28 protein-coding genes and 1 pseudogene are annotated in these 26,018 nt (G+C 68.2%); 24 read left to right on the top strand and 5 right to left on the bottom strand.

The window, feature by feature from the left end; translation table 11 throughout:
* The first annotated feature begins 434 nt into the window (after nt 1-434).
* The 5 genes from E4U91_RS28965 (at nt 435) to E4U91_RS28945 (ending at nt 5,516) form a co-directional block, all read left to right on the top strand.
* The gene (locus E4U91_RS28965) at nt 435-677 is read left to right on the top strand and encodes a hypothetical protein (RefSeq protein WP_137309531.1); all 243 of its coding nucleotides are present in this window, start codon (nt 435-437) and stop codon (nt 675-677) included.
* A gap of 113 nt (nt 678-790) precedes the next feature.
* Entirely contained in the window at nt 791-1,468 is a 678-nt protein-coding gene (locus E4U91_RS28960; RefSeq protein WP_137309530.1) for an iron-containing redox enzyme family protein, read from the top strand.
* Nucleotides 1,469-1,483: 15 nt separating this feature from the next.
* A complete protein-coding gene (locus E4U91_RS28955) occupies nt 1,484-3,625 on the top strand; it encodes a B12-binding domain-containing radical SAM protein (RefSeq protein ID WP_137309529.1) in 2,142 nt (713 codons plus the stop codon).
* Between the two features lie 54 nt (nt 3,626-3,679).
* Nucleotides 3,680-4,270 carry an ArsR/SmtB family transcription factor gene (locus E4U91_RS28950; RefSeq protein ID WP_168218181.1) on the top strand — a complete coding sequence of 197 codons (591 nt, stop codon included), beginning with the start codon at nt 3,680-3,682 and terminating at the stop codon, nt 4,268-4,270.
* Complete coding sequence (locus E4U91_RS28945) at nt 4,254-5,516, top strand: MFS transporter (RefSeq protein WP_137309527.1); 1,263 nt, start codon at nt 4,254-4,256, stop codon at nt 5,514-5,516. Before E4U91_RS28950 ends, E4U91_RS28945 begins: the two co-directional genes overlap by 17 nt.
* 833 nt (nt 5,517-6,349) lie before the next feature.
* Here E4U91_RS28945 and E4U91_RS38200 read toward each other — a convergent pair.
* Complete coding sequence (locus E4U91_RS38200) at nt 6,350-6,637, bottom strand: hypothetical protein (protein ID WP_168218030.1); 288 nt, start codon at nt 6,635-6,637, stop codon at nt 6,350-6,352.
* Nucleotides 6,638-6,762: 125 nt separating this feature from the next.
* Between E4U91_RS38200 and E4U91_RS39180 the strand changes: the two genes are divergently transcribed.
* On the top strand, nt 6,763-6,945 hold the full coding sequence (locus E4U91_RS39180; protein WP_338326708.1) for a DUF6233 domain-containing protein: 183 nt from the start codon (nt 6,763-6,765) through the stop codon (nt 6,943-6,945).
* A 3-nt stretch (nt 6,946-6,948) separates the two neighbouring features.
* Here the strand turns inward: E4U91_RS39180 and E4U91_RS28920 are convergent, their stop codons facing one another.
* Nucleotides 6,949-7,428: an ATP-binding protein gene (locus E4U91_RS28920; RefSeq protein WP_241678727.1), complete on the bottom strand. Its 480-nt coding sequence runs from the start codon at nt 7,426-7,428 to the stop codon at nt 6,949-6,951.
* 162 nt (nt 7,429-7,590) lie between these two features.
* Between E4U91_RS28920 and E4U91_RS28915 the strand changes: the two genes are divergently transcribed.
* From E4U91_RS28915 to E4U91_RS38640, 5 genes and pseudogenes are all read left to right on the top strand, one after another.
* A complete protein-coding gene (locus E4U91_RS28915) occupies nt 7,591-7,968 on the top strand; it encodes an STAS domain-containing protein (RefSeq protein WP_137309525.1) in 378 nt (125 codons plus the stop codon).
* A gap of 63 nt (nt 7,969-8,031) precedes the next feature.
* Nucleotides 8,032-8,871 carry an ATP-dependent DNA ligase gene (locus tag E4U91_RS28910; protein ID WP_338326690.1) on the top strand — a complete coding sequence of 280 codons (840 nt, stop codon included), beginning with the start codon at nt 8,032-8,034 and terminating at the stop codon, nt 8,869-8,871.
* Nucleotides 8,872-8,940: 69 nt separating this feature from the next.
* Nucleotides 8,941-9,474 carry a hypothetical protein gene (locus tag E4U91_RS28905; protein ID WP_168218180.1) on the top strand — a complete coding sequence of 178 codons (534 nt, stop codon included), beginning with the start codon at nt 8,941-8,943 and terminating at the stop codon, nt 9,472-9,474.
* A gap of 221 nt (nt 9,475-9,695) precedes the next feature.
* Nucleotides 9,696-9,788: pseudogene (locus tag E4U91_RS39815) on the top strand (transposase family protein); the annotation flags it as partial.
* 238 nt (nt 9,789-10,026) lie between these two features.
* Complete coding sequence (locus E4U91_RS38640; RefSeq protein ID WP_206666911.1) at nt 10,027-10,458, top strand: transposase family protein; 432 nt, start codon at nt 10,027-10,029, stop codon at nt 10,456-10,458.
* Nucleotides 10,459-10,520: 62 nt separating this feature from the next.
* Here E4U91_RS38640 and E4U91_RS28895 read toward each other — a convergent pair whose 3' ends face one another.
* Nucleotides 10,521-12,206, bottom strand: coding sequence for an ISAzo13 family transposase (locus E4U91_RS28895; RefSeq protein ID WP_137309524.1), 1,686 nt, complete (start codon nt 12,204-12,206; stop codon nt 10,521-10,523).
* Nucleotides 12,207-12,321: 115 nt separating this feature from the next.
* On the opposite strand from E4U91_RS28895, the gene E4U91_RS28890 reads away from it, so the two are divergent.
* Entirely contained in the window at nt 12,322-13,257 is a 936-nt protein-coding gene (locus tag E4U91_RS28890; RefSeq protein WP_168218179.1) for a transposase family protein, read from the top strand.
* Nucleotides 13,258-13,357: 100 nt separating this feature from the next.
* Here the strand turns inward: E4U91_RS28890 and E4U91_RS28885 are convergent, their stop codons facing one another.
* Together E4U91_RS28885 and E4U91_RS28880 are read right to left on the bottom strand one after the other, a co-directional pair.
* Nucleotides 13,358-14,065: an HAD family hydrolase gene (locus E4U91_RS28885; RefSeq protein WP_137309523.1), complete on the bottom strand. Its 708-nt coding sequence runs from the start codon at nt 14,063-14,065 to the stop codon at nt 13,358-13,360.
* A complete protein-coding gene (locus tag E4U91_RS28880) occupies nt 14,062-15,561 on the bottom strand; it encodes an NsdA family TPR-like regulatory protein (protein WP_137309522.1) in 1,500 nt (499 codons plus the stop codon). Before E4U91_RS28880 ends, E4U91_RS28885 begins: the two co-directional genes overlap by 4 nt.
* Nucleotides 15,562-15,830: 269 nt before the next feature.
* On the opposite strand from E4U91_RS28880, the gene E4U91_RS28875 reads away from it, so the two are divergent.
* The 12 genes from E4U91_RS28875 to E4U91_RS28820 all read left to right on the top strand — a co-directional run bounded on the left by E4U91_RS28875 (nt 15,831) and on the right by E4U91_RS28820 (nt 25,979).
* Nucleotides 15,831-16,325 (top strand): DUF6415 family natural product biosynthesis protein, encoded by a 495-nt coding sequence (locus tag E4U91_RS28875; protein WP_241678725.1) that lies wholly within the window; start codon nt 15,831-15,833, stop codon nt 16,323-16,325.
* 229 nt (nt 16,326-16,554) lie between these two features.
* Nucleotides 16,555-18,456: a glycoside hydrolase family 15 protein gene (locus E4U91_RS28870; RefSeq protein ID WP_137309521.1), complete on the top strand. Its 1,902-nt coding sequence runs from the start codon at nt 16,555-16,557 to the stop codon at nt 18,454-18,456.
* A gap of 26 nt (nt 18,457-18,482) precedes the next feature.
* The gene (locus tag E4U91_RS28865; protein WP_137309520.1) at nt 18,483-19,997 is read left to right on the top strand and encodes a sensor histidine kinase; all 1,515 of its coding nucleotides are present in this window, start codon (nt 18,483-18,485) and stop codon (nt 19,995-19,997) included.
* Nucleotides 19,998-20,064: 67 nt separating this feature from the next.
* Nucleotides 20,065-20,580 (top strand): roadblock/LC7 domain-containing protein, encoded by a 516-nt coding sequence (locus tag E4U91_RS28860; RefSeq protein WP_067230177.1) that lies wholly within the window; start codon nt 20,065-20,067, stop codon nt 20,578-20,580.
* Nucleotides 20,577-20,984 carry a DUF742 domain-containing protein gene (locus tag E4U91_RS28855; RefSeq protein ID WP_067230174.1) on the top strand — a complete coding sequence of 136 codons (408 nt, stop codon included), beginning with the start codon at nt 20,577-20,579 and terminating at the stop codon, nt 20,982-20,984. Before E4U91_RS28860 ends, E4U91_RS28855 begins: the two co-directional genes overlap by 4 nt.
* A gap of 55 nt (nt 20,985-21,039) precedes the next feature.
* Nucleotides 21,040-21,627: a GTP-binding protein gene (locus E4U91_RS28850; protein ID WP_168218287.1), complete on the top strand. Its 588-nt coding sequence runs from the start codon at nt 21,040-21,042 to the stop codon at nt 21,625-21,627.
* The gene (locus E4U91_RS28845) at nt 21,627-22,268 is read left to right on the top strand and encodes a GAF domain-containing protein (protein ID WP_137309519.1); all 642 of its coding nucleotides are present in this window, start codon (nt 21,627-21,629) and stop codon (nt 22,266-22,268) included. Before E4U91_RS28850 ends, E4U91_RS28845 begins: the two co-directional genes overlap by 1 nt.
* Before the next feature lie 85 nt (nt 22,269-22,353).
* Entirely contained in the window at nt 22,354-23,607 is a 1,254-nt protein-coding gene (locus E4U91_RS28840; protein WP_137309518.1) for an acyl-CoA dehydrogenase family protein, read from the top strand.
* Between the two features lie 128 nt (nt 23,608-23,735).
* Nucleotides 23,736-24,218 (top strand): LuxR C-terminal-related transcriptional regulator, encoded by a 483-nt coding sequence (locus tag E4U91_RS28835; RefSeq protein ID WP_241678724.1) that lies wholly within the window; start codon nt 23,736-23,738, stop codon nt 24,216-24,218.
* 83 nt (nt 24,219-24,301) lie between these two features.
* Entirely contained in the window at nt 24,302-24,865 is a 564-nt protein-coding gene (locus E4U91_RS28830) for a hypothetical protein (RefSeq protein ID WP_137309516.1), read from the top strand.
* Nucleotides 24,862-25,437, top strand: a complete 576-nt coding sequence (locus E4U91_RS28825) for a DUF6624 domain-containing protein (RefSeq protein WP_067230166.1) — start codon at nt 24,862-24,864, stop codon at nt 25,435-25,437. The genes E4U91_RS28830 and E4U91_RS28825 overlap by 4 nt, the downstream gene beginning before the upstream one ends.
* A gap of 74 nt (nt 25,438-25,511) precedes the next feature.
* Nucleotides 25,512-25,979: a DUF6082 family protein gene (locus E4U91_RS28820; RefSeq protein ID WP_067230163.1), complete on the top strand. Its 468-nt coding sequence runs from the start codon at nt 25,512-25,514 to the stop codon at nt 25,977-25,979.
* Nucleotides 25,980-26,018 lie beyond the last annotated feature (39 nt).

The following is a 26,018-nucleotide window of genomic DNA, read 5'->3' as shown; positions in this document are numbered from 1 at the left end:
CACTTGCTTGCGCCATAGTCCGTCCTCGGCCGAGCGTTCTGCTGGGGATGTGGTTGACACCGGGACTTGCTGATCGGGGTGGTTGCGCAGGGGTCGTTTAGGTGGGGTCTTCAACATCAGCCGTGAGGGCCTTCTGGCCAATAGTCCCCCATGTCTGATCTCTGGTGGTCGTTGCGGAGAGTCATTGTGCAACCGTTGCGCAAGGATCCGAGCGGAACATACGTTGTGCAACGGATCTAGTGCATCGCTTCCCAGGAAATCGACGCTCCGGAGCCGAGAGCCGAGCAGAGTGCGTCATCCGACTCGGGTCCCGTCCGTGGTGGTCGGCGTCACTGAGTGCGGCTCTGCAAGATCACAGGGGCGGAGGCAGCTCATGCCGACTGCCTGAGCGCCAATCGACCGTATCCATTCGATAGACCAATGGAAGGACTGTCATGATCACGTCATCTCGTACTGCGGCCCGTACTGACATCCGAAACGCCCTGCGCCTGCAGGACGTGCTGGACGTCGCCTCGTCCGTGGGGATGGAGGAGGCGCTCCGGCGCCACGGCGAGTCGCTGCCCGCGGCCGAGCGGACGCTGCTGTCCAGCCTGTCCGTGGCCGAGGTCCGCGAGCTGCAGAACACCGTGCAGCTCCTCGGCGACCCCGACTGCGTCGCCATGGACAACAACATCTGATCTTCGCAGTCGGACGTCATGAAGCCCTGCGGCGGCCGGCCATCAGCCTGGCCGGCCGCCGCAGGCACCCTGCACGAAGCACCTGTGGATTCAGGACCGAGGAGTGAACCGGTATGACCGTGACAGTGGAGAGCCAGGTTGATCGCCTGGAAAACGAGCTGCGCCCCTACTACGGGATCCACAAGATCACGTGGCGTAATCTCATGTCCTCCCGTGGGGCCGAGGGCTTCTGGGGGACGCTGGGGCAGCTCTACCACGCGATGAACCTGGGCGTGCCGCTGATGCGGGCGGCAGGACGCAGGGCGTCCACCCTGGGGCCGGAGTACGCCGAGTTCGCCCACTGGTGCGAGCACCACGCCGATGAGGAGGCGCCGCACGTCGAGTGGCTGCTCAACGATGTCGCCAAGGCCGGCCGGGACCGGCAGGCGATGGTCGACGCCTTCCCCGAGCCCGAGATCCTCGCCTTCATGGGCACCCAGTTCGCGCTCGTCGAGCAGGTGGACCCCGTTGCCATCCTGGGCTACATCTACGTGGCCGAGGGCCATCCGAACCAGCCCGACGGGCTGCAGGCACTGGCCGCGCGCTTCGACCTGCCCCTGGAGGCTTTCGACACGCTCCTGTTCCACACCGAGGCCGACACTGAGCACGGTGAGGAGATCGCCGAACTCATCGAGCGTTACGCCACTTCCGAGCGCCGGCATCAGGCGCTCGTCGCCTCGGGCCGGGCCTTCCTGACTGGATGGAGCAGCTACTTCAGTCGGCTGAGCACTCAGTCTCCCGCTCAGAGCTGAAAGGCCGGTTCGAGTATGAGCAGCGCCCCAAAGCGCGATGCGGCGGATGTGAAATATCTGCTGGTCAGTCCGCCTCTCACGGACCCCACCACGCCGTACCACTCGATCTCCTACCTGATCGGCCCGGCGGCAGCGGCCGGCTTCACGGGCTTCAAAGCCTGCGATGCCAACGTCGATGCGCTCAACTGCCTGGCACATCCGGAGAACGTGCGGCAGACGCTGATTCTGGCCCAAGAGGTCCGAGCGTGTGCCGAAGCCAAGGACGCTCTCAGCAGGGACGAGCAACTGCGGTACCAGACGGCATTGCAGGGCGTCGGCCTGTCCGACACTTCCGTCGAGGCAGCCATCGGCGTCTTCAAGGACGCCGAGCAGTTCTACGACTACGACCGCTACCGCCAGGCGGTTATGGTCATCAGGCGGTGGATGGACCTCCTCGCCCTCGCCGGACCGACCGGCCTCCTGGACGGCTTCGAGATCCGCACCAAGGGCCCGGTCAACCTCTGCTCCATCAACGATGTGTCGGATGACCGGTTCCTCGACGCGGTCGAAGACGTCATCCGGCCGTATGTGCAGGGCCCCTTCGCTGCTCTGCTGGACCAGGAGCGGTGGGATGTCATCGGCTTCTCGGTCAGCTACCTCAGTCAGCTGCCCTTCGCACTGGTGCTCGCCCGGGCCGCCCGGGCCGCCTGCCCGGACGCCGTCATCGTCTTCGGCGGGACCGAGGTCTCCGACGACGTCAAATTCCTCCGCCGCATGCCCGACATCTGGAACCTCTACCGCCACGCCGACGTCATCGTCCCCGGAGAAGGCGAAAGCGCCTTCCTGGCCCTGCTCGAGGCCGTGCGCTCAGGCACTCCCCTCAGCCACGACCTGCGCGGTGTCATGGTCAAGGACGCTCCACGAGCTCCGCTGACCCCGCCCGTCGTTTACGAAGACGTGGCCGGCCTCGCGGGCCCCCGGTACGACATCTGGGACTGGGAGCAGTACTGGGCACCCGAGCCCGTCCTCCTCTACAGCCCCACGCGCGGCTGCTACTGGAACAAGTGCACCTTCTGCGACTACGGCCTCAACACCGACCGGCCGACCTCACCGTCCAGGGAACGCCCCATCCAGCGGGTGCTGGAGGACCTCAGCCGCGCTGCGGACATCGGCCGTACCGTGTACTTCGCGGTGGACGCCATGTCTCCCGCCTACCTCCGACGACTCTGCGAGGTCCTGGCCGACAGCCCGCTCAGCCTCCAGTGGAGCGGGGAGCTCCGTCTGGAACGCAGCTTCCCCAAACAAGGGATGGGCGCCAAGCTCCGGGCGGCCGGCTGTCTGGCGATCTCTTTCGGCTACGAGTCAGGCGTCCAGCGCATCCTGGACCTGATCGACAAGGGAACGCGGATCCGTGAAGTGCCCGGCGTGCTGCGGGAACTGGCCTCTGCCGGCATCGGTGCTCAGATGATGGGCTTCACCGGGTTCCCGACCGAGACTGCGCAAGAGGCGGGCCAGACCTTCCAGTTTTTGCTCGACCACGAGGACTTGTGGGCCATCGCCGGCATTGGAACGTTCGTCCTCACCCGGGGTTCGCACATCGCGCGGCAGGCGGAACGCTTTGCGGTGAAACCGCTGGAGAACCCGCCCGTCGACGACATCCTCCGCTGGGTTCCGTGGGAACCCCTGGAGAGCCCGCAGGGGGAGTCGCTGCTGGAGATCATGGCAGTCGAGGAGGAGAACAAGAAGCTCGCGCAGCGGGTGCTGCGGCTGGTCGACGATCGGCCGTTCGTCGGCGGGATCGACAGTGCCCACACCATGCTGTACTTCGCCCGGTACGGACGCCAACTGGTCCCCGACGACCAGACCCCATCACCACGGTGGGAACCGCTCGTCAGCGCCGCCGCCTACAGGACACCCTTCACCCACCTGGACACCTTCACCACCGTCGACGAACTCGAAGACTTCCACAGGCAATGCGCCTCCAACGACGGCGCGACGGCGGACAAGATCACCTCGTGGCTGCAGGAGGAAACCCGCGCTGAGCGGTCCGCCTCGGGCACCCGCCTCGACGTCTTCCCCTCCGGCCGTGCCATGCCCGCCGAGCCCTCAGTCTTCCAAGGCGGTACCGCCTACCAGGAGATGAAGCACCTTCTCCTGCGAGCCCGAGGCGTCGCCTGACAAGTTCAGAAAGGACTATTGCGAAAGAAGTCTTGCGCATCTAGCTTGGGGGATGTGACGACCACACCCCCCAGCGACGGCCTCCAGCCCCGCGCCCTTCGGGCCCTCGCGCACCCCGTGCGCATCAGACTGCTGAGCGAACTGCGCAGCGACGGACCCGCCACAGCCTCGGCGCTTGCCGAGGTGACAGGCGATGCTGTCTCGCTGATCAGCTACCACCTGCGGCAGCTGTCCAAGCATGGCTTCATCGAGGAAGCGCCCGAGCTGGCCAAGGACGCCAGAGAACGCTGGTGGCGCGTACGAGAGCAGATGACCAGCTGGTCCTCCGCCAACTTCCTTGCCACCGAAGAAGGCCGCGCCGCCGACACAGCAGTGAAGCAAGAAATTCTGCAACTCCATCACGAACGGCTGTCCGGCTTCCTGAACCAGCAACAAACCTGGACCGACGAATGGGTGGACGCCGCAGCCACAGACGACTACATGCTGAACCTGGACCCTGCCGGCCTGCATCAACTGCACGACGAACTCGCCACCGTCATCCGCCGCTTCCAGGAGCGAAGACCAGCCCGCCCGGCAAGCAGCGAACGCGTACAAGTACTGCTCTACGCCTTCCCCGTAACGAGGCGCCATGACCAGCAGCCGTGAGTACGCGACAAAGCCGCCGGAGGACACTCCGGCCATAAGCCACAATGCCGGGAACCTGACGCGCTACCTGGCCGCTCATGGCACGTCATTACTTGGCGATCAGATCTACTTCATCGCCCTGGCCTGGGCAGCGAAAGACGCAGCAGGCCCCAGTGGAGTGGGGACCGCCCTGGCCGCCGCATCCCTGCCCCGCGCCGTCCTCATGCTCCTCGGTGGCGTCATATCCGACCGCTACGGCGCCCGGAAGGTCATGCTGGGCAGCAACATCGCACGCACCATCCTCATCGGCCTCTCCTGCCTCTGGGCCATCACGCAGACCCCCAGTCTTACCGCCCTTTGCATCATCGCCGTTGCCTTCGGATCCGTGGACGGAGTCTTCTACCCCGCCAGCAGCGCCATGCCAGCGTTACTCATCGACTCAAGCAAGATCCCGCAGGCCAACGGACTGCGACAGGCCGCCCAACAAGGCGCACTTCTTCTCGGCGGCCCTCTCGGCGGAGTCGCCCTCGCCACCGGCGGATTGAAAGCAGCGCTCATCGCCAACGGCAGTGCCCTCATCATCTCCATAGCGTGCCTGCTGTTAACGCACACCAAAGAAGAGGCGGCAGGCGAAGTCAGCACCACCAAACTAAGTGTCTTGCAGCAGATGACTGAGGGGCTACGCTACACGGCCAGAAACCCTCTCATACTGCACACTATCCTCATTATCACTATCGCAGGATTCGGCTTCGCGGGTCCCGCGAACGTGGGTCTCCCCCTTCTTGCCGATAACCAGGGATGGAACGCTAGCGGGTACGGAATCCTGACCGGAGCCCTAGGCGCAGGAGCACTCATAGGAGCGCTGGCGATCAGCGCAGTCAAACGGATCCCGCGCCCCGGTACCACTGCAATGATGATGCTCATCATCCAAGCGTTATGCATGGCAGCCGCAGCCATCACCCCGCATCTCGCCCTCTCAGCGGTGCTGATGGCCATAACGGGAATCGGCCTGAGTGTCGCCAGCGCTATCACCATGAGCCTCGTACAGCTAAACACCGACATCGACCACCTTGGTCGTGTCATGAGTGTCATGACACTCGGAATGGTCGGCCTCGTACCACTTGCTTATATCATCTGCGGATGGCTCGTATCAGCCACGGGAGTAACGACGACGTTCGTCGTCTTCGCCCTCATGGAAATTGGTGCAGCAGCTATCGGAGTAGCGCTACCCGCCGTTCGGTCAGCTTCCTTCAGGGGAGTCAGTTAAAGCCAGCTTCCACTCCTCGGCGAGGATTCCGTGAACGACGGGGTCCCGCCACTGCCCGGCGCGCTGGATATGGCCCCGTATGACACCCTCTTCGACCATCCCTGCGGCGGTCATGGTGCGGGCGGAGCTGGCATTCAGCGGTGAGCGAGCGCCCCAGACACGGTGCAGGTTTAGGTCGGGCAAGGCCACACCCAGGAGCAGGTGGTGCGCGGGGCTCGAACGACGGGTGCTCTGTCGCCTCCGGGTTGCCGTAGATCGCGTGAACGCCGTCCACGTCGGCGATCTCGGCCTCGCGCAGGGCGAGGCGGGCGCTGGAGCGGCCGACGGGGTGCATGCCGGCGACTGTACCGGCGTGGTGCTCGATCGGGAGACGAGATGCCCTCTGGCGCAGGTAATGGAGATAGGCGACTGTGGACCACGATGCGGCGTGGCCCTCCCATCTTCAGCAGGGGAGAATCACGCCGCACCGTCCGGGCGCGGGTTTGAGGGAATCACACAGCGGCGGATTTCGCCGAAGCGACGAACGCCCCCCACGCGGCGGCCGGCACGACGAGCGCCGCACCAGACTTGTTCTTTCGAACACGTGGACGAGCCGTCGCGGCTTCAGCTGTCGGCGCGTGGTAGTCCAGCAGGCGACGGCGGCCCTGGAGCAGCTCGACGGCTGGAGCGCAGTGGAGGAGCGGCACCAGGGCGAGGAGATGCGGCCGGTCCGCCGGAGTGGCTGATCCAGCCCGGACTGAACCGCACGAACGTCGATACGGTGCACACGGGCGAGTGTTGGGCCGCGGCCAAGAGCGGCCGGTGCCGCCCCGCCGTCCGACAGCCTCTACGACCTACACACTGTCGACGGCGGTCACCAGTTCCACGTCCAGAGCCAGCAGAAGCGGCCCCAGATCAGCGCCTCCGCAGTGCTGGTAGGGGTTGCTGAGCGGGAGCTGGGCGACGTTATTCAAGAAACCAGATGCGTGCACGGTTTCGGCCACAGCCTTGTTTGTGTGATCGATGGTGATACAAGTGTTGTCGAATGCCGGGCTTCCGATGACACCGATACCCCCGGCTGCCGCCGGCTCGGCGCTAGCGATTCCAGCACCCATCGCAACAGCCGTCAGGCCCACCGCCACAGTGCCTCTGTATGTCTTCATGCTTCAGCCAACGACACATGCCCCTCCCAGTCACGGCGAGTAGTTGAGCAGCACGAAACCCCTCGAACTCGACATTTTCGCCGCGGCCGGCTCCGCCGGAGTGGCTGATCCAGCACGGACTGAACCGCACGAACGTCGATGCGGTGCACACCGGCGAGTGCTGGGCCGCGGCCAAGAGCGGACGGTGCCGCCCGGCCACCCGGCAGCAGGCCGTCGAGGCGCTGCGCCAGCAGGTTCCCGCGTGCGTCCACTGTTGGCCGGACACCGCTCTCGGCATCTTGGACTAGGCGCTACTGGGGTCTGCGTCCTGCGGGGGCGCCTGCGGGATCATCGAGGAGGGCGATGCGGACGGTGATGCGTTTGCCGACCGGTTCCATCTGGACCTCATAGCCCTGGGCGACCGCCATCACAATCTCCAGCCCGTGCTGCCCCACCCGCCCGGCGTCCGCGGCCTTGGCGACCGGCAGCACCGGCGCGGAGTCCCACACCACGATCTCGACCAGGTCGCCGACAATCCGCAGATCCATCATCACCGGACCCGGCGCGTACTTGCGGGCGTTGGTGACCAGCTCGCTGACGACCAGCTGGGTCACGTCCACGGCGCGCTGCGAGACGGGCAAGCCGTGCTGGGCCTGCACCTGGGTGAGAAACTGGGCGGCCAGGTGACGGGCCTCGGCAATGCTGGAACCGTCGCCCTCCAGGGCCACGGTGGTCTGTATGGCCTGCTCGTGCGGCGCCGTGCCGTCCTCACTCACCGGGACTGGTTCCACCACGGCAGCCTTTCGCTTCCCCGTTCATCCCGAACGGATACCCCCGCCCGTCCAGCACACACTTCACGCTCCCGCACGGCTCCCCCGCAGGCACCGCGGCACCGTCACCACGTGCAGGGCAGCACTTCAAGGAGCAGGTCTGGCTGTGCCAGTATCGCCCCTATGGCTGAGGGACAGATGACGGGCAGGGAGCAGGCCGCACACACGGGCAGACTGTCGGTCGTGGCCACCGCCACCGACGGTATCCGCGTGCTCAGCCTGGCCGGGGAACTCGACCACGACACCGGCGAGGCGCTGCGCCAGGCGCTGGACGTCACCGGCACCGCCCGTCCCCGCATCGTGGTGGACATGCGGCAGGTCACCTTCATGGACTCCACCGGCATCAACATCTTCGTCGCCGCCTACCAGGCCGTCACCCGGGCCAGCGGCTGGATCCGCCTGGCCGCACCCACCGAGGCCGTCCTGCGCACACTTCAGCTCGTCGGTGTCCACGACCTCATCGAATGCCGGCCCACCCTGCACGAGGCTCTCGCTACCTGAGTGGCGCTGCCAGCGTTCCGAGCGCGCGGGTGCACCAGCGGGCCCTGTGGAAAGCATCCGGGAATGCCCTGGACCCTGCCCGAGCCGATGCTGACCACCGCAGTGGACAGCCCGACCCTGCCTGCCGGGTGGGCTGCTGAGCCAAAGTGGGACAGCTTCCGCGCCCAGCTCGCCGTGCGGCCAGGCGAGCGGGTGCTGCTGCGCTCGAGGCAGGACACCGACATGACGGCCGCGTTCCCCGAAATCCGCGCCGCGGCCCTCGCGCAGCTGCCGCCGGACACCGGCTTGGACGGCGAGCTGGTGGTGTGGGAGCACGGTCGGCTCGCCTTCGACCGGCTCCAGCCGCGCCTCGCCCGGCGCGGGCGCGGCGCGGCGGAGGGGGCGGGCCGGTGGCCGGCGCACTACGTGGTCTCCGACCTGGTCCACGCGGACGGAACCGACCTGACCGGCTGGCCGTACGAGCGGCGGCGCGCGGCGCTGGAGGCCCTGTTCCGACCGCCAGCTGGCGGCGCCGCTGACGCTGTGCCCGTCGACCACCGATCCGGCTGTGACGCGAGGCTGGCTGGAGTGGACGGCCGCCAGGCTGGAGGGCCTGTGCTTCAAACGGCTGGACGGGCCCTACACCGGAGGTGCTCGGGCGTGGCGGAAGTACAAGGTGCGCACCGCCACCGAGGCCCTCATCGGTGCCGTCACCGGCACCCTTCAGGCGCCCAGGATGGTGCTGCTGGGCCGCTACGACACCGCGGGGCGGCTGCAGTACGCCGGCCCCGTCCGCGCGTCTCGGGCGGGCCCTGGGCGACGTCCCGGTCCGGCCGGCGCGCGTGCATCCGTGGGAGGGGTGGACGTTCTCGGCGGGCTGGGGACCACAGCGCACGCTGGAGGTGGTCCAGGGCCTGTCTCTGATGCGGTGACAAACGACACGGCTTGGCAACTTTAGTTTGCATTGACAGGATCGGAAACTATAGTTGTCGCATGACGCCCTCTGAAATCACCCCAGAAGAGCAGGCAGAGCTCGACAAGGCCCTGTACGACGCCTTGAACTCCCTGGCCTCGGCCATCCGCGCCCGGGAGACCGGGTTGTCCGCTGACCGTATGTGGGATGCGAGCCCCGTCGAAGTGGCGCTGTCCGTCCTGGCCGCGTGGAAGGTGATGGATGGCGAGGTCAAGCGGCTCACGGAGCGGGCGGCAGTGACCGCCGGCTCCTACGGCGCGAGTTATGAGCAGTTGGGAGCTGTCTGGGGTATCACTCGCCAGGGCGCGCGCAAGAAATGGCCCGATGCCGTCAGCCGCCCGGCATCCGCGAAAGCGGGCGCGCTTGCGCTGTTCGGAGGGACTGCCGAGCTGGTGCAGTCGTCTTCGGGTGGTTGGGGCTGGACTGGGCGAGGCGCTGATGGAGCATCCGGCACAGTCGCCGAGCGGGCGCCGTACGCGACCGCAGAAGAGGCAGCAGCCCACGCGGGCGCATTCCTCAAAGAACACGCCCTCGACTCTGACGACCAGCCCTAGCGAGCTGGTGCACGGTAGGCGGTGACGGGTCGGGATCCTGATCGTCGATCATGGTTGTGTGGTGGGGAACGCGTCTCGTGCAGCGATCGTCAGTGACCGGAAAATCACGGGCCTGTCGGCTGACGTGATCGCTGAACTCGTCGCGGAGGTGGGACCGTTGTGGCACGACCGACACCAGGCCAAGCTCGCCTCCAGGCCGCGGAAGCGGGCTGTGGGCGCGGGTGCGAAACACCGGCGACCGGCTCCTGGCCACGCTCGTGCATCTGCGCCATGCCGTCACTCATGACGGGCTGGCGTGCTGGTTCGATGTGAACCGCTCCACCATCACCCGTGCCATCGGCGAGGTGCGGCCACTGCTCGCGGAGCGAGGGTGCACGATCAGCCCGGATGTGCGGCTGCGGACACTGGCCGAGGTCGTCGACCACCTCGGAACCAGCGGGAAGACCGGCATCATCGACGGCACCGAGATCCGCGTCAGGCGCCCGGCCGCCGGGCGCAAGGACCGGGACAAGTTTATCTCCGGCAAAGAGCAAGCAGAACGCGGTCAAGACCATGGTCGTCACGGACGGCGACGGACGCGTCCTCTACTGCAGCCCGGCTCAGCACGGCAGCTGCGCAGACATCACCCACGCCCGCCAATTAGGACTGGTCAAGCTCCTGGACGGCGGGCCCGCACTGAAGATCCTCGCGGATGCCGGCTACCAGGGCCTGGGCGCCCAGACCGGCGGGCGCGTGGTGACGCCGCCGCACCTCAAATTCAAGAAGAACGCCCCGGACTGGTACGAGGAGATGCACGAACGCCAGCGCAAGGCGCACTCCTCACGCCGCATTCGCGTCCGGCACGGCATCGCCCACCTGAAGAATTGGCGGGCACTGGCCCGCCACCTCGGCCGCCGCGAGCACATCAGCGACACGGTCCAAGCCATTGCCGACCTACTGTCCCGCCAGCAAACCGCGGACCTGACCTCTGCCCGGCAGATGTAAACACTGAGTCCCGCCGCAGTCCTCGACGCATCCCCGCCTACCGTGCACCAGCTCGTAGAGAATCAACATGCTGATTTGATCTCGGTGGGGCTGCTGCTCGCGAGGAACGCGGCGATGTCGGCGGGCGTCCGGAATCTGGCTGTGGAGGGTGGAATGGTGTAGCCACGTCGGGCCAGGAGGGGCTGGACTTGGTGGACGGCCCTGGTGAGGGTGCTGGCGTTGACTCCGAAGAGCTGGGCGAGCAGTTCGCGGGTGCCGAGTTTGCGCTGGTAGAGCACGGTGGCCAGGACTCTGTCGCCGGTGGTCAGCTTATCCTTGGCCCCGGCGCCACGAGCACGGATGCGCTCGCCTCCTCGCTGCCGGAGCCGTCCCTGTTCGCGTAACTCGTCCAGATCCTGGGCCAGTTGGCTGATGAGTTCGTCCAGCGCCGACTCGGGCATGCCGGTCAGCTCCGGGTTGCGCAGACACCCGAGGCAGGACTGCGGAGACGTGCCGCCGGCTGGCCGCGGGTTGCTGGCTGACCTGGGGGTGTCGCGGGGTTGGGGGTGAAGGGTGTAGTTCCAGTCGCCGTGGAAGCGGTGCCGGTGCATGGGCAGGGCGTCGATATCGCTGTCGGTGACCTTGATGCCGGTGTCATAGGTGCCCGGGTCGAGTTCGGCGTGGACGGTCAGTCCGGTGCGGGTGGTCGCCGCGATGCTGTTCACGATGACGTCGTGGCTGGTGAGCGGGCGGCCGCGCCAGTTCATGGAGATGTGGGAGAACAGCCGGTGCTCGATCTTGTTCCATTTCGATGTGCCGGGCGGCATGTGGCAGACCGTGATGTCCAGTCCCGTCTCGGCGGCCAGGGCTGCGAGTTCGGTCTTCCAGGTGCGGGTGCGGTAGCCGTTGGACCCGCCTGCGTCCGCAGTGATCAGCAGGCGGCCGGCGGCCGGATAGTCGTGCCGGCCTCGGGCCTGCCACCAGCGGCGGATGGAGGCGACGGCGAACGCGGCGGTGTCGTGATCGGTGCCGACGCTGACCCAGCCGGTATTCGCGGCGATGTCATAGATCCCGTATGGGATCGCCTTGCCAGGTCCCTGCCTGTCCAGGAAATCGTGCGTCCTGACCAGGGCTGGCTCACCGGTCGGCCGCCACTGGCGGCCAGCGTTCTTGTAGTCGCCGACAAGCTCCTTCTTCTTCTTCGTGTCCACACTGATCACCGGCTGGCCGACGTCCATGTGCTGCCTGGCCTGGTCGTTGATGTAACGGAACTGGGCGTCACGGTCGGGGTGCTGCTTGCCTTCGATGGTCTTGGCACCGGCCCGCAAGCTGAAGCCCTCCTCACGCAGCAGATCCCCGACCGTGTCCGCGCTCACCCGGTGGCCCTGACGGGTCAGCTCGGCCGCGAGGCTCCTGGTCGACTTCACCGTCCAGCGCAGCGGCGACATCGGATCACCCCGCTCGTCAGGTTCCACGAGCGCCAGCAGCGCGCGCCGCAGACCCGGATCGAGGTCCACGGCTTTCTTCCGGCCACCACCGGTTTTGCGGACCCGGCCCAGAGGCTCCTCGCCGGCCTCCAGCTCGTCCACGCCCTTGCGGACCGTCGTCTCACTGACCTGGGCCGCCCGCGCAACCGCCCGGATACCACCATGCCCCAGGATCCTGGCCTCGGCCCCCATCAGCAGCCGCCGCTGCCGCTCGTCCAGATGCGGGAACAACACCCTGAACTTCACAGCAAGCTGGCCACGGACCTCGTCGGAGACGCTCATACCACAACAACGAGCCGCACCAAGGGAAGCAACACCTTGATTCTCTGCGAGCCCTAACGAGCTCGTGCACGGTAGGCAGTGAGGCGTCGAGCTCCTGATCGTCGATCATGGTCGTGTGGTGGAAAACGCGTCTCGTGCAGCGATCATCAGCGACCGGAGGATCACGGGCCTGTCGGCCGGCGTGATTGCTGAACTCGTGGCTGAGCTAGGCCCGTTGTGGCATGAACGGCATCAGGTCAGGCTTGCCTCCAGGCCACGGAAGCGGGCTATCGGTGCCGGTGCGAAACACCGGCTGGTCTTCGTCGACCGGCTCCTGGCCACCCTCGTGCACCTCCGCCACGGAGTCACGCACGACGTGCTCGCCTGCTGGTTCGGAGGGGACCGCTCCACCATCACCCGCGCTATCGGAGAGGTGCGGCCCCTGCTGGCCGAGCGAGGATGCACCCTCAGCTCGGGGGTGCGGCTGCGGACCCTGGCCGAGGTCATCGACCACCTCGGCGCGGGCGGGAAGACCGGCATCATCGACGGCACCGAGATCCGGGTCCGCCGGCCGGCCGCCGGACGCAAGGACCGGGACAGGTTCATCTCCGGCAAGAGCAAGCAGAACGCGGTCAAGAACATGGTCGTCACGGACGGCGACGGCCGAGTGCTCTTCTGCAGCCCGACCAGGCCCGGAAGCTGCGCGGATATTACCCACGCTCGCCAGTTAGGGCTGGTCAAGCTCCTGGCCGACGGGCCTGCGGTGGAGATTCTGGCCGATGCCGGCTACCAGGGCTTGGGCGCGCAGACAGGCGGACGGGTGATCACGCCTCCGCACCGTAAGTTCAAGAAGAACGCCCCGGACTGGTACGAGGAGATGCACGAGCGACAGCGCAAGGCGCACTCCTCGAGGCGTATCCGGGTCGAGCACGGCATCGCCCACATGAAGAACTGGCGTGCCCTGGCCCGTCATCTCGGTCGCCGCGAGCACACGAGCGACATAGTCCAAGCCGTCGCCGGCCTGCTGTCCCACCAGCAGACCGCGGACCTGACGTCGGCACCGCAGAGGTGAACAACCAGCCCCGCCACCAGACTCGACGCGTCACTGCCTACCGTGCACGAGCTCGTTATTAGGACCATGAGTACGAGACCGCTGAACTCGGCAGCGAGGTCTACGGGGCTTGAACCTGTTCGATGAGGCGCAGTAGGTCCTTGGTGGCCGTGAGGTCAGTCAGAACGTGGTCCGCTCCTGCAGCGCGTAGTTGCTCTTCTGCAGTGGTGCCTGACGCGACTGCGATGACCCTGGCGCCACCTTCCTGGCCGGTACGCACGTCTTCCAGCGAGTCACCCACGATCACGGTGTTGTTGCGGTTGAACCTGCCGCCGTGCTTCGTGGCTGCTCGGTTCTGTGCGATGCGGACGAGGGCCGGGCGGTGGGGATCGTCGGACGCGTAGCCACCGATGGTGGTGTCGAGGTAGCAGATAAGGCCCAGCGCGGCCAACTTGGTCTCGGCGCTGCCTCGGAGGTTGCCGGTAACGACGGTAGGGATCAGGTGCTCTGCCTGCTGGACTGCGGCGAGCGCGTCCACGGCTCCAGGCATGATGTTCCCGTCGCGCGCCAAGAACTCTCGGTATGCGGCGAGGCGTTCGGGCAGTTCGGCGACGATGCGCGCTGCGAGCGCCTCCACCTTCTGCTCAGGAACGTCGTTGACGCGCAGAAGCTCGCGGACGGCCATGGGCATGGTGACCCCAGTGCCACGGGCAGGCAGGGCTGTTGGGGGACGCCCGACGACACTGATGAAGGTCTCCTTGTAGACGCGCCGATCGATGTCACCGGTGTAGAGGAGAGTGCGGTCGATGTCCCACAGGACCAAGATCATGCGGCACGTTCCTCCATAACGATCTGACCGCGTTCCAAGAGTTCCCTGGCCGGCGCTGCCGAGGAGTAGCGGTGCGCCTCGGTGAGCATCGTGGCGAGGTTATCGTCCAAACGTGCGGAGCGGACTCCGGTTACGAGGGCCAGGACTTCGTGTCCAATGGCAGACCCGGCGTCGACGTTGCCAGCGCGCATCTGTGCGGTGGCAGCGCGGGAGAGGAACTGGGCGCGGGTGCGAACCTCGTCCGTGCTAAAGGCATTGCGGGCGTCGGTGAACGCCAGGGCGGCCTGGTCGGGGCGGCCCAGGTCGAGCAGGCAGCTACCCGTCTGGCCCATGATCTCTCCTGGGTTGATCCAGTACAGCCAGTGCGGGTCGTCCTCTCCGCGTCCCCGAGCGCACAGGGCCTGTGCCTCTTCCAGGGCGGCGAGGGCCTGTCGGTCTTCGCGTAGACGGGCGTGCCCGCGTGCCTGGCGTGTGAGAAGCATGGCGTGCAAAGCTGGCGCGTCTTGGTCGGCGATGACCTGGCGGGCGGTGCGCGCGGCGGTGACCGCGTCGCGGGGGTCGCCGACGGAGTACCCGTAAATGGCGAGGAAAGACAGCGCCCCAGCCCTTAGTCGACTGTCACCACTGGCATGGGCAGCACGCAGGGCTCCAAGAAGAAGGTTGCGGGCGGCGATATGAGCGCCGCTGTCGAAGTGGTACCAGCCAGTCTGGATTGCGGTGTCCGCAGTCACCGCCGCAAGGCGTCGGCCCGTCGCCTCGTTATAGTTCCCCTCTTGTAGGAGCCGAAGCAGGACCTTGAGGTGCGCTACTGCGGCTCGGGCAAGGTTGCCACTGCCGTGGCTGGCGTCGGCATGACGCAGGGCGTCAGTGGTGGACTGTAGGCTGTTGAGCAGCTGGTCGGAGACGCTGATGCCATTACGGGCGGCGGCGACGGCCTCGGGAGGGGCGACAGCTGCTTGCAGGATGTATTGCGTGAGACCGGCCCCGCCCAGAGCTGCGATCACGCTGCGGCGGTTCAATCCGTTCATGGCTCCTCCTACGGCCGCTTCCAGTGACGTCACCATACGAGCCGCCGTCCATGGCATAGCTGGGTCGATGGCATCGACGAGTCGCTGCGATTCGGTCTGGTTGAAGGGGACGAGGAGGAGCGGGCGGAGGTCGGGGGGAAGGCCAAGCCCGGTCAGGAGGTTAATAATCGTCTCGCGGCCGTTGACCTGTTTGAGGCCGCGCTCCAGGTCCGAGATGAAGCCCTGAGTGAGCCCGGTCAGCTCCCGTACAACCTTCTGCGATAGTCCGGACCGGCGCCGAACCACACGTACGACAGTAGCGAAATCCCAGGCAGCAAGGGCCCGGTGAACTTCCTCGTCGCGCCAGGCCCGGTCCGGGATCGTCGGTGTCGCGTCAGACCGGGCACAGGTGGAACAGCGTGTATCCGGGTTGTATCGGCTGACTGGCAGCCCGCACTGCACGCACGCGCGCCCTAGCCCTCTTGACATGTTCGCCTCGGCCCTCCGTGTCGCCACCCGTGCTCGCCCCAGCCGTGAGACCAGGCTAGGTGGAGATCGATATCGCTGCAGCGATATCGCTACAGCGATGCCCTTCACAGCCCACGCGCCTCCACACTCATGACACCGCACCGCCCACTCACCGTCGAACTGGGCTAGCAGCAGGCTGTCTTCGTTTGTCAGCCCAGGACGAGACGCCCGATGGGAACCGGACGCTCGCCGCCGAGCCCTGTTGGCCTGCAGTCAAGAGGAGTTGTCTCATGCGTCTTCCGCTGACTTCCGGTCGAGACACCCGCCAGCGCGATGCCGCAAGCGAACAGAGGGCCGTCGGCGCCAAGCCGGGCTTGCAGCGCGACCAGGCAGTGGCGGCAGCAGAAACGGTGGCGCTCGTGCTGGACGAGGAGTCACCGCTGCCCGAGAGCGCCGGCGACGTGGAGGAACTCGCGTGCCGCCTTCGTGGTCACATCAGTCAACTCGGGATCGTAGTACCGCCGGGGACGTCGGCTCTGCGCAGCGCGCAGCAGCTCGCTTCGGCGGGCGTCCCCGACGGATACATGCCCAGCCGGGTTCATTTGGTCAGGTTGGCCGAGGCAACGCAAGACCTCATTGCTGCCGTCCAAGCCCACGACGACTCCCCCGCGCCGCTGACGCTGATGCGGTGCTGGCGGAAGCCACGGGTCAACGTGCTGCGCGGGGCGGTCTTCGCTGTTGCCCTCGCATGCTTGGTCTGGGCTGCTTCGGTACCGCGGACATGAGGGGAACCGGAGCCGTCGTCATCGGGCTGATCCTCGTGCCGATGGCTTGGCTTGTTCTTCGCGGCGAGCGCGCAGCCGACCAGGCTGCGGCCGGCGAGGAGTCTCCGCCGTCTACTGTCCCCTCCTCCCCACCCCGGTGACGCCGGTGCCTCTCGTTCCTACCGTTCCCGGCCGCTGCGGCGGCCCCGAAGCCGACCCCGGAGTCGCGGGGCCTACGGAGATCCACACGATGAAGCGCCATCCGCGTATCGAGCAGTACGGCCTGATCGGCGACATGCAGACCAGTGCCCACGTCTGTGACGACGGTTCGATGGACTGGCTGTGCCTGCCCCGCTTCGACTCGCCGGCCGTTTTCGCCGGCCTGCTCGGCACACAGAAACACGGCACCTGGCGAATCGCTCCGACCGCTGCCGCCGGCCGTTCCAGCTCCGACGCAGTCGCCGAGCGCCAGTACCGCGGTGACTCCCTCGTCCTCGAATCGGTATGGCGCACTCAGACCGGATCGGTCCGCGTCCTGGACTTCATGCCGCCGCGCGACGGGGCACCGCAGGTGATCCGGATCATCGAGGGCCTGACCGGCGAGGTAGAGATGATCTCTACCATGCGCCCGCGGCCGGGATACGGCAGCGTCAGCCCGTGGATCCACGAGGTCGGTGGGCGCATGGTCGCAGAGGCTGGCGCGGACGCTCTGTGGCTCGACACCTGTGTGCCGCAAGCGGAGAAGGACGGCGTCGTCGTCAGCGCTTTCGCCATCAGCGCTGGGCAGAGCGTGGCGTTCGTGCTCAGCTGGTGCCCGTCCCACGCACCGGCTCCGGAGATCCCCGACCCGCACGCGGCGCTCACCGAGACGCTCGCATTCTGGCAGGACTGGACGCAGGAGTGCACCTACGACGGGCCCTACCGCGAGGCCGTCGTCCGGTCCTCGATCGCGCTGAAAGCCATGACCTATGGACCGAGCGGCGGGATCGTTGCGGCGCCGACCACGTCGCTGCCCGAGGAGGTCGGCGGCGGACGGAACTGGGACTACCGCTTTACCTGGCTGCGCGACGCTTCCACCACCTTGGCCGCACTGCTTGGGACCGGGTACCGGCAGGAGGCACAGGCATGGCGGCGATGGCTACTGCGCGCCGCGGCCGGTGACCCGGAGAACCTGCAGATCATGTACGGGATTACCGGGGAGCGTGACCTGCTGGAACGGGAGCTGCCATGGCTTCCCGGATACGAGGGCTCAAGCCCGGTGCGGGTCGGCAACGGGGCGGCAGACCAGCTGCAGCTCGACGTGTATGGCGAGGTGATCGAGACCTTGTACCTCGCGCACCAGAGTGGAGTCGCTCACTGCGCCGACACCGCGGTCCTGCACCAGCGGCTCATTGAGCACCTGGCGCAGCGCTGGCAGGAGCCCGACGAGGGCATCTGGGAGATCCGCGGGGCCCGCCGGCACTTCGTCCACTCCAAGGTGATGGCCTGGGTGGCGGTCGACCGCACCATCCGCCTGACCGAGGCCGGCGCGCTCGACATAAACCTGGCCCCTCTGGTCGAACTGCGGGCGGCGATCCACCGGGAGGTCTGTGACAAGGGCTTCGACCCGGTGCGCAACACCTTCACCCAGTCCTACGGCTCGAAGGAAGTGGACGCTGCCACGCTACTCATCCCCCGCACCGGCTTCCTGCCGCCCGACGACCCACGTGTCATCGGCACCGTGGATGCGGTCCGTCGTGAACTCTCCACGGGCGACGGGCTCGTGTACCGATACCCGACCTGCGGCAAGGACGTCGGGGTGGACGGCCTGACCGGCGATGAGGGCACCTTCTTCCTGTGCAACTTCTGGCTCGTCGACGGCCTCGCCCTGACCGGTCGCATCGACGAAGCCCGCGCCTTGTTCGAACGCCTCCTGACGCTGCGCAACGACCTCGGGTTCCTAGCGGAGGAGTACGACCCCGTCCAGCAGCGCCAGCTCGGCAACTTCCCGCAGGCATTCAGCCACATGGGCCTGATTCAAAGCGCCCTGCTCCTTCAGCAGATGGCGATGCACTCGCACTCCCGCCACGGTGCAGTCGCGCTTCTGGCGCCCCGCTCGGCCTCCCACAGCGCGCGCCAGCCCACCGCCGGCCTGACGCCGCAGCACGCATAGTCACCCCACCCCTGACGAGGATTCTCATGTCTGACAGCGCCTTCCCGGCACGGTCGGCCTCTGCCGGCCACCGCAGGCGGCGGCCCTCGCTCGACGCGAACACGCTGTACCTCGCTCGCCGCGCGATAGCACTGCCCCTGGTGCTCCTTGCCGCGGTGCTGGTCGCCCCGTTCGCTCTCGGTTCGGTGTCCGGAGTAGGCCCCGGCTGGGTTCTGGCCGGCCTGGTCTGCGGACTGGCGGGGGTCGCCGTGGTGGCGGCACGCTCAGCGCGCACCGTCGCCGGCGCCGTGCAGTCGGCCGTGGAGGATTCCCAGGCTGCGGCGCTGAAAGCGGTCGCAGGGGCAGCGGCGGCCGTCGAGAAGTCGGTGCTGTGGTCGGCGGACGAGCTGTGTCGCGGAAAACGTCCACCGTTGCCAGACCCGCAGATGCCGCAGTCGCCCACTCCGATCGCCGGGATCGACAACGCGCTCAGTGCCCTCCAGGCGCAGGCCATCGCGTCGTTGATCCGCGTGCACGACGAGTCCCAGTCGGTCGTCCTCCTGGAAGTGCTGCGCCGCCTGGCCATGCGGGAGCACGCCTTGGTCAGCAAGGCACTTGAGGCACTGAGCCGGCTGGAGATGCTGACCGACGACCCGGAGCTGCTGGCCAAGATTTTCGAGATCGATCACCTCGTGACGCGGATGCGCCGTCAGGTCGAGAGCACGGCGGTGCTGGGCGGGCAGTCCCTGCGCAGCGTGCGCCGGCCCGTTCCCGTCACGACGGCCCTGCGCGGCGCGGTCTCCGAGGTCGTGCAGTATCCACGGGTGGCCGTCGCCGCCGGGTCCGTGGGCGCCGAGCTGGGTTTGCCCGGCCATGTGGGTCCGGACCTGACGCACCTGCTGGCCGAGCTGATCGAGAACGCCTGCGAGTGCTCCGATCCGGCGACGCGGGTGATGGTGCGGGCGCAGCGGGTGCCACACGGGCTGGCCATCGAGGTCGAGGACCGGGCCATCCCCATGCACCCGCAGACGCGGGCGCAGATGAACCATCTGCTCAAGGCCCCGGACGAGGTCGACGTCAGCGGCCAAGTCCGGGCCGGACAGCTCGGTTTGCTGGTCGCCGCGAAGATCGCCCAGTCGCACGGGCTGTCCGTCCTCCTGCAGGAGAACGTGACGGGGGGCACCACTGCCCTGGTCGTCATACCGGCACGGCTCCTGGTAGCGATTCCATCGGTTGAGGATGCGGGCGCGCTGCCGCCCGAGGAGGCTCGCGTCTCCGGGCGGCAACCGCAGCAGGTGGCCGCGGCTCCTGCCGCCCCGGGGGTGGGCCGGATCGCACGCCCCGGCGCCGCTGGGGCGCCGACCACAGCGGGCCATTCGGCCGACGCGCCCGTTCTGCCCACGCGCACACGCCGGACCGAACCTTTCCATCCACCACACGAGCGGGAGCAAGCCCCGGCGTCCGCGGCAACGCCCGGGCTCGCAGCCGCCTTCCGCAACGGCCTCCAGGCCGGCGGCACCGCCAGTCCCCCTCCCGCACCGACAGAACACCCCACCCCCTGACCCGTCCTTCCGCGTTCCCGGTGGCCCGGTACACCCACTGGCCCTTCCCCTTACTGGAGCGATCTCCATGAGCACCCACCCCGCGATGAACAACGTGACCGGCGGCACGCCCGCATCCGCGACGACGACAAGCGGGCAGCGGGACAGCATGGTCTGGCTGCTGCGTCAGTTCGCCTCCGAGACGCCGGGCGTCACGCACGCCGTCCTGCTCTCGCGCGACGGACTGCGGCTGCTGGACAGTGACGTCGACAAGGACTGGGCGGATGAACTGTCGGCCGCCTTCAGTGGCGTTGCCTCCCTCGCGGCGAACATCACCGGCCCCAGCGGGAAGAAGAGGCCAGCGGGCCAGGTCGTCATCGAGCGAGACGACTGCCTGTTCTTCGTCCAGAGCGCCGGGCGCAGCGCGGCCTTCGACAACCACCCCGGCAACGAACGCGGTGAGGTGGACACGATCCTCGCCGTCATCGCTACCCGGGACTCCGACGCGGGCACCGTCGGCTTCGAGATGGGTCGGCTCGTGGCAAAGTTCGCTCCCTACATGGTGATCCCCGTCCGCGTCGGCACGGGCGGAGAGGTGCGGTGACCACATACGGCCGCACGGCCGAGGAGTCGGCGTTCGTGCGGACCTACACCCTCACGCGCGGGCGTACCAAGCCGCGGCACCTACTCGGTCTGGAAACCGTGCTGGAGGCGGGACCGGGAAGGCCCGGCCCGGCTCAGGCCGAGGAGTGTGAGGAGATCCTCGCGCTGTGCCGGGAGCGCCGACGGCCGGTGGTCGAACTGGCGGGCCGCCTCGGCCGGCCCGTGACCGCCGTCAAGGTCCTCGTCTCCGACCTCCTAGACGCCGACGCCCTCGTCGTCCCCCTGACCCAGCCCTATGCCGATACCGGTGCGGGGTCGGGTCCGTCTACCCAACTGCTGGCAGCCCTCTCCGCGGGCTTGAAGAGGAAGTGGCCTGATGCCGTCGCCTATCCACAGGCCGGATGACCCGGCCGCGGTGCCGCGTAATTCGCCGCACGCGTGCGCCGGCGCCGCGCCGACCGTGCTGAAGGTCGTGATCGCCGGGGGCTTCGGTGCGGGCAAGACCACCGCCGTGGGCGCCGTCAGTGAGATCACGCCGCTGAGCACGGAGGAGTACCTGACCGAGGCGAGCGCGGACGTCGACAGCCTGACGGGCCTGGAGTCCAAGCGGACCACCACGGTCGCCTTCGACTTCGGCCGCCTGAGCCTGTCCGACGCGCCGACGCCCCTGGAGCTGTTCCTGTTCGGCACTCCAGGCCAGGACCGGTTCGTCGACCTCTGGTACGACCTCTCCCGCGGCGCCGTCGGCGCGGTCGTCCTGGTCGACACCCGCCGTCTGGAGAGCAGCTTCACCCCCGTCAGCTTCTTCGAAGACATCGGTCTGCCCTTCGTCGTCGCCGTCAACCAGTTCGACGGAGCCCACCGCTACCACCCCGAAGAGGTCCGCACCGCCCTCGAACTCCCGGCCGCCATACCCGTGGTCACCTGCGACGCCCGCGACCCGAACCACGTCGCCGGCGTTCTGCTGACCCTCGTCGACCACGCCATGAACAACGCCACCACCAGCCGCGCTGGTCACGCCCCTTCCACCACCCTCCAGGACGCCTGATGTCACAGCACCCCAGCGACCTCTACCGCACGCCGCAGGCCGCCCCGCCCGCACAGTCCTTGCCGCGCCGCGACATGCGGGACGCCATCCGTAGCTCGGTCACCCCGCCCGCCGCCGCCCTCACCAGCCAGCCACCCCAGCAGTCGCTGGAGCTGGCGCAGCGCTATGAGCTGCTCAACCGCTTGGGCGTGCCCCCGGTGGCCCACGAGGACTTCGACGGCCTGGCCCGCGACATGGCCGAGCAGGCCGGGTTCCTGTACGGCTTCGTCAACCTGTTCCTGCAGGAGCAGACCTTCGTCGGACTGCACCAGCCGCCCGCGGACAGCGGTTACGTGATCGTCGGCCGCACCATGAGCCGGAACCACGGCTGGTGCCCGGAGGTCATGGCCCGCAAGAAGGCCCTCCCGCTGCACGACGTGCACGCGTCCCCGCGCTTCAGCGGCAACGCGGTGGTCGACGCCGTCGGGATCCGCTCCTACTTCGGCGCCCCGCTCGTCCACGACAGCGGCACCGTGCTGGGAACGGTGTGTGTCATCGACCCCGAGAAGCGGCCCCTGGCGGAGGCCCGCCGGCTGCGGGACATCGTCATCAACGCCAGTGCGCAGGTGATGGACCACATCACCCGCGCCCCCGTGCGCTAAGGCCGTTCCACACCCCCCCACCCGGGAGCCGTAGGCGATCCCCGGCCGCTCCGCGTTGCGACCTTCATCCAGGGAGAGGGAGACCATGTCCGCCACACCCACCACGCCGCCACCGGCGCTGCGTCCCTATCTCAGCGCACGCCACGATCTGCTGTGGCAGGAGGCGGACGCCTTCGCGGCCGAGCACGTCGCGCCGCGCGCCGCTCGTATGGAGGCAGCCCCGGGCAGGGTGGAGCGCAAGGTCGCCGATCTGATGGCCGCACGGCGCTGGTTCGCCGTCACCGTCCCGGCCGCCTTCGGCGGGCTGGGCGCCGGACACGTGGCCAAGACGATCCTGGTCCACCGCATCGCGCGGGTATCGGCGGCTGCCGCGGCCATCCTGCAGGCCACTCTCATCCCCGTCGGCGCCCTGCTGCACTTCGCCACCTACGAGCAGAAGGGTTACTGGCTGCCCCGCGTCGCGGACGGCTCGCTGCTGCTGTCGATCGCCGTGACCGAACCACAAGCCGGCGGACACATCGGCGGCATCGAAACCACCGCCGAACGCGCCGGCAACCAATGGGTGATCACCGGCAGCAAGATCCATATCGGCAACAGCCACCTCGCGGGAGCCCATCTCGTCATCGCCCGCACCGCCGAAGCGGGCGTGAGCACCTCCCAGGCACTGACCGCATTCATGGTCGCAGCCGACCGCCCCGGGCTCTCGGTCTCCGACCACCGCCCCGGCCTCGGCCTGCACGGCTTCTCCGCCGGCCACCTCGACCTCGACCACGTTCGCGTCCCCGAGGACCACATGGTCGGAGAGATCGGCCAAGGGCTGGCCGTCGCCCAGAGCAGCAGCATCCTGTACGGCCGCCCCAACCTGGCCGCCGTCAGCCTCGGCATCCACGAGGCGGTCGTGGACACCACCACCGCCCGCCTCAAGACCCGTCCCCGCTACCGGGGAGCCCTGTCCGACCTGCCCGTACTGCGGGACCGCATCGGCGGCATGGAGGCACGCCTGCGCGCCGGGCGAATCCTGGCCTACCAGTCGGTGCACCTCCTCGACCAGGGCCTGCCCTGCGACGCCGACCTGATCAACGCCAAATACCTCGGCCACCAGTGGGCCATGCAGTCCACCCAGGACGCCATGGAACTGCACGGCGCCCACGCCCTCGACCGCGACTACATCCTCCAACGCCTGTGGCGCGACATCCAGCACACCTACCCGCCCGCCGGCACCGGCGAAGTCCAGCGCATCCGTCTGGCCGACGCCGCCTTCGACGAAGACCACATCCAGTGGTCCGAACGCCTCGCCGCCGAAGCCGCCTGGGCACACCCCGACCCGACCGCCGCATGAGCCCCCGTGCGCGGCACCCCGTGACTCCCCACCGCCGCGCACGGGCCCGTGCCGCCGGCCCCCGACCCCCGCGGGGACCGGCGGCACCTCCCCCGGTGACCGTCCATACCAGCCGAGAAAGAGACACCGTGACCCCGCCCGCAACGACCAGCGCACCGATCACTCCGCTGACACCGGCCCTGCAGCGCGTCGCCCAACACCTCGCGAACGGCCTCACACCCGCGCAGATCGCCACGCAGACCGGGCTGTCGGCCGTGACCGTCCGCCAGTACGTCCGTGAAATCCGTCAGAGCCTCCACTGCCCGCCGCGCTGCAAACCCCCGGTGATCGTGCACCGCCTGTTCACTGCCCAGCTGGTGATCCCTCCCACGGCGGACAGGCCGGCGCCGAGGCTCAGCTCGGACCAGCTGCTGTTACTGCGAGCCGTCGCTGAGCACAGCGACGCCCGCGAGATCGCCGTAGCCGCCAAACTCGCCCCGGCTGACCTGCGCGCCGCACTCGACCAGCTCCTCGCCGACACGGGCGCACAGGACACCACCCAGCTCGTAGTCCTGGCGCACGGCTGGCACCTGCTGACGGCCGAGCCGACGCGGGGCGGAGCGAGCCAGTGAACGGGTACCCGGCCTCAACGGCCGACCAGGAGCGACCGTCTGCGGCACCGTTCAGCCCGGCGCCCCGGACCGCCGGCTACGAGATGCGCACGTTACGCACGGACGCCGAGCGCGAGGAGGCCGCCGCCCTCGTCCAGGACCGGCAGCGCTGGCTCACCCTGCGCGGTCTCGCGGTGCCCGCTCAAACCGACGTCCCGGCCCTCTTCCGCAACCCGCAGACGAGGCCGGCAGGACTGTTCGAGGACGGGAAACTGCTGGCCTGCATGATCCCCGAGCACACCCCCGGCCCCGATTCGGGCGAGAGCCCGTGCCTCTTCCTTGGCTGCGTCCACACCCTGCCCGACCAGCCCGACGACATCACCCGGCTGATCAGCCTGTGGGCATCCGACTTCGCCGCCCGGCAGGGCCTGCCCGTCGTACGGGCCGAGACCCTGGCCGGTCACCCCCTGAGCGCCGACCCCATCGCGGCCCTGTTGCGTCGGCTCACTGATATGGGCTGGATCATCCGGGGTTCCGGCACAGGACGAGAGGGTGACCGAGTCGCCCGCCTCGAACTCGCGGCCGAGCACCGGCCCAGGCTGAGTGCCTTCATCGGCTGCCGCGTCCACGCGCCGGAGACGGCCCCAAGCCACAGGGGCAGCGCGTGACGACCACCGAACCCCAGTGCCCCGACCTTGCCCGCGAACTGATCGCCCGTGCGGCCCAGTCGGCCGCGCACCGGGCGAAACGCAGGCGCCACCAGCTCAACGCCATCCAACTCGGACAGGGCCGGCACACCGACCACGCCAACACCAAGGTGCTGCGCCGCATCCTGGCCGAGCACGACTGGCCCGGCCACCGCCTCGTCGGCCCCGACGGGGCCCGCGCAGCCTGGAGCATCGCCCTGCACAGCGACGACGACCCCGCCTTCCAGCGCGCCGCCACCACCCTGCTGGGACGTGCGGTCCAGGCCAGCGACGCCCCGGTCCAGCACTGGGCGCACCTGCACGACCGTGCCCTCATCACCAGCGGGCGCAACCAGGAGTACGGCACCCAGCTCCTGCTGCGCACCGACGGCATCGAACTATGCCCTCTGCGCGCACCGGAGTCCGTAGACGCCCGCAGGGCCACCGTCGGTCTGCCGCCGATCGCCGTCGCGCTGAAGACAGTGCGCCGCCGGTACAGGCACGACGGCTCTGCCGACGAAGCCCCGCCCATCGTCCTCACGGGGGCCGCGTGAACAAGCGGAACCCCGGGTTCTCAACCAGTTGGCCTCCAGGCCGCAACTCTTCCCTGCGAAAGGATCGTTGACAGATGAAACTCACCACCGCCGTCCTCGCTGCCGGTGCTGCCCTCTCCCTCACCACCGCCGTGGTCGGAGCCACCCGGCTCAGGCAGGACGCGCGGCACCAGGCCGAGCGCAACGAGGCGTTCCTCACCCGCAACCAACTCGACTGGCTGGCACAAATGTCCACCAACCCCGACCTCGCCAAGCTCTGGACGCCCGAGGACATGGACGTCGAGGAGTACATGCAGCTGCTCAAGGCCAACCAGCTCATCTGCATCCTCAGCGTCCGCGACCGCCTCGGCTTCGTCCGTGACGGACAACTCCCCTTCTACGCCGCGAAGCTGATGGAGAGGGACGTCTGCCGCCGCTACTGGCAGCGCTTCGGCGAACTCCGCGCCCAGGAGGCCGAGGGCGACGAACAGGCCGAGCACTTCACCCGCGTGCTGGACCAGGCCGCGAAGAACCACCCGCAGGCGCAGCCCGCAGCAGCCTGAACGCTCCCCACCGACCCCGGACGCGCGACGGCTCAGACG

Source organism: Streptomyces lasalocidi, assembly GCF_005280215.1.
GTDB classification, from domain to species: Bacteria; Actinomycetota; Actinomycetes; order Streptomycetales; family Streptomycetaceae; genus Streptomyces; species Streptomyces longwoodensis.
Note: the sequence above shows the minus strand (reverse complement) of the source record. Positions and strands in the feature narration are given on the sequence as shown.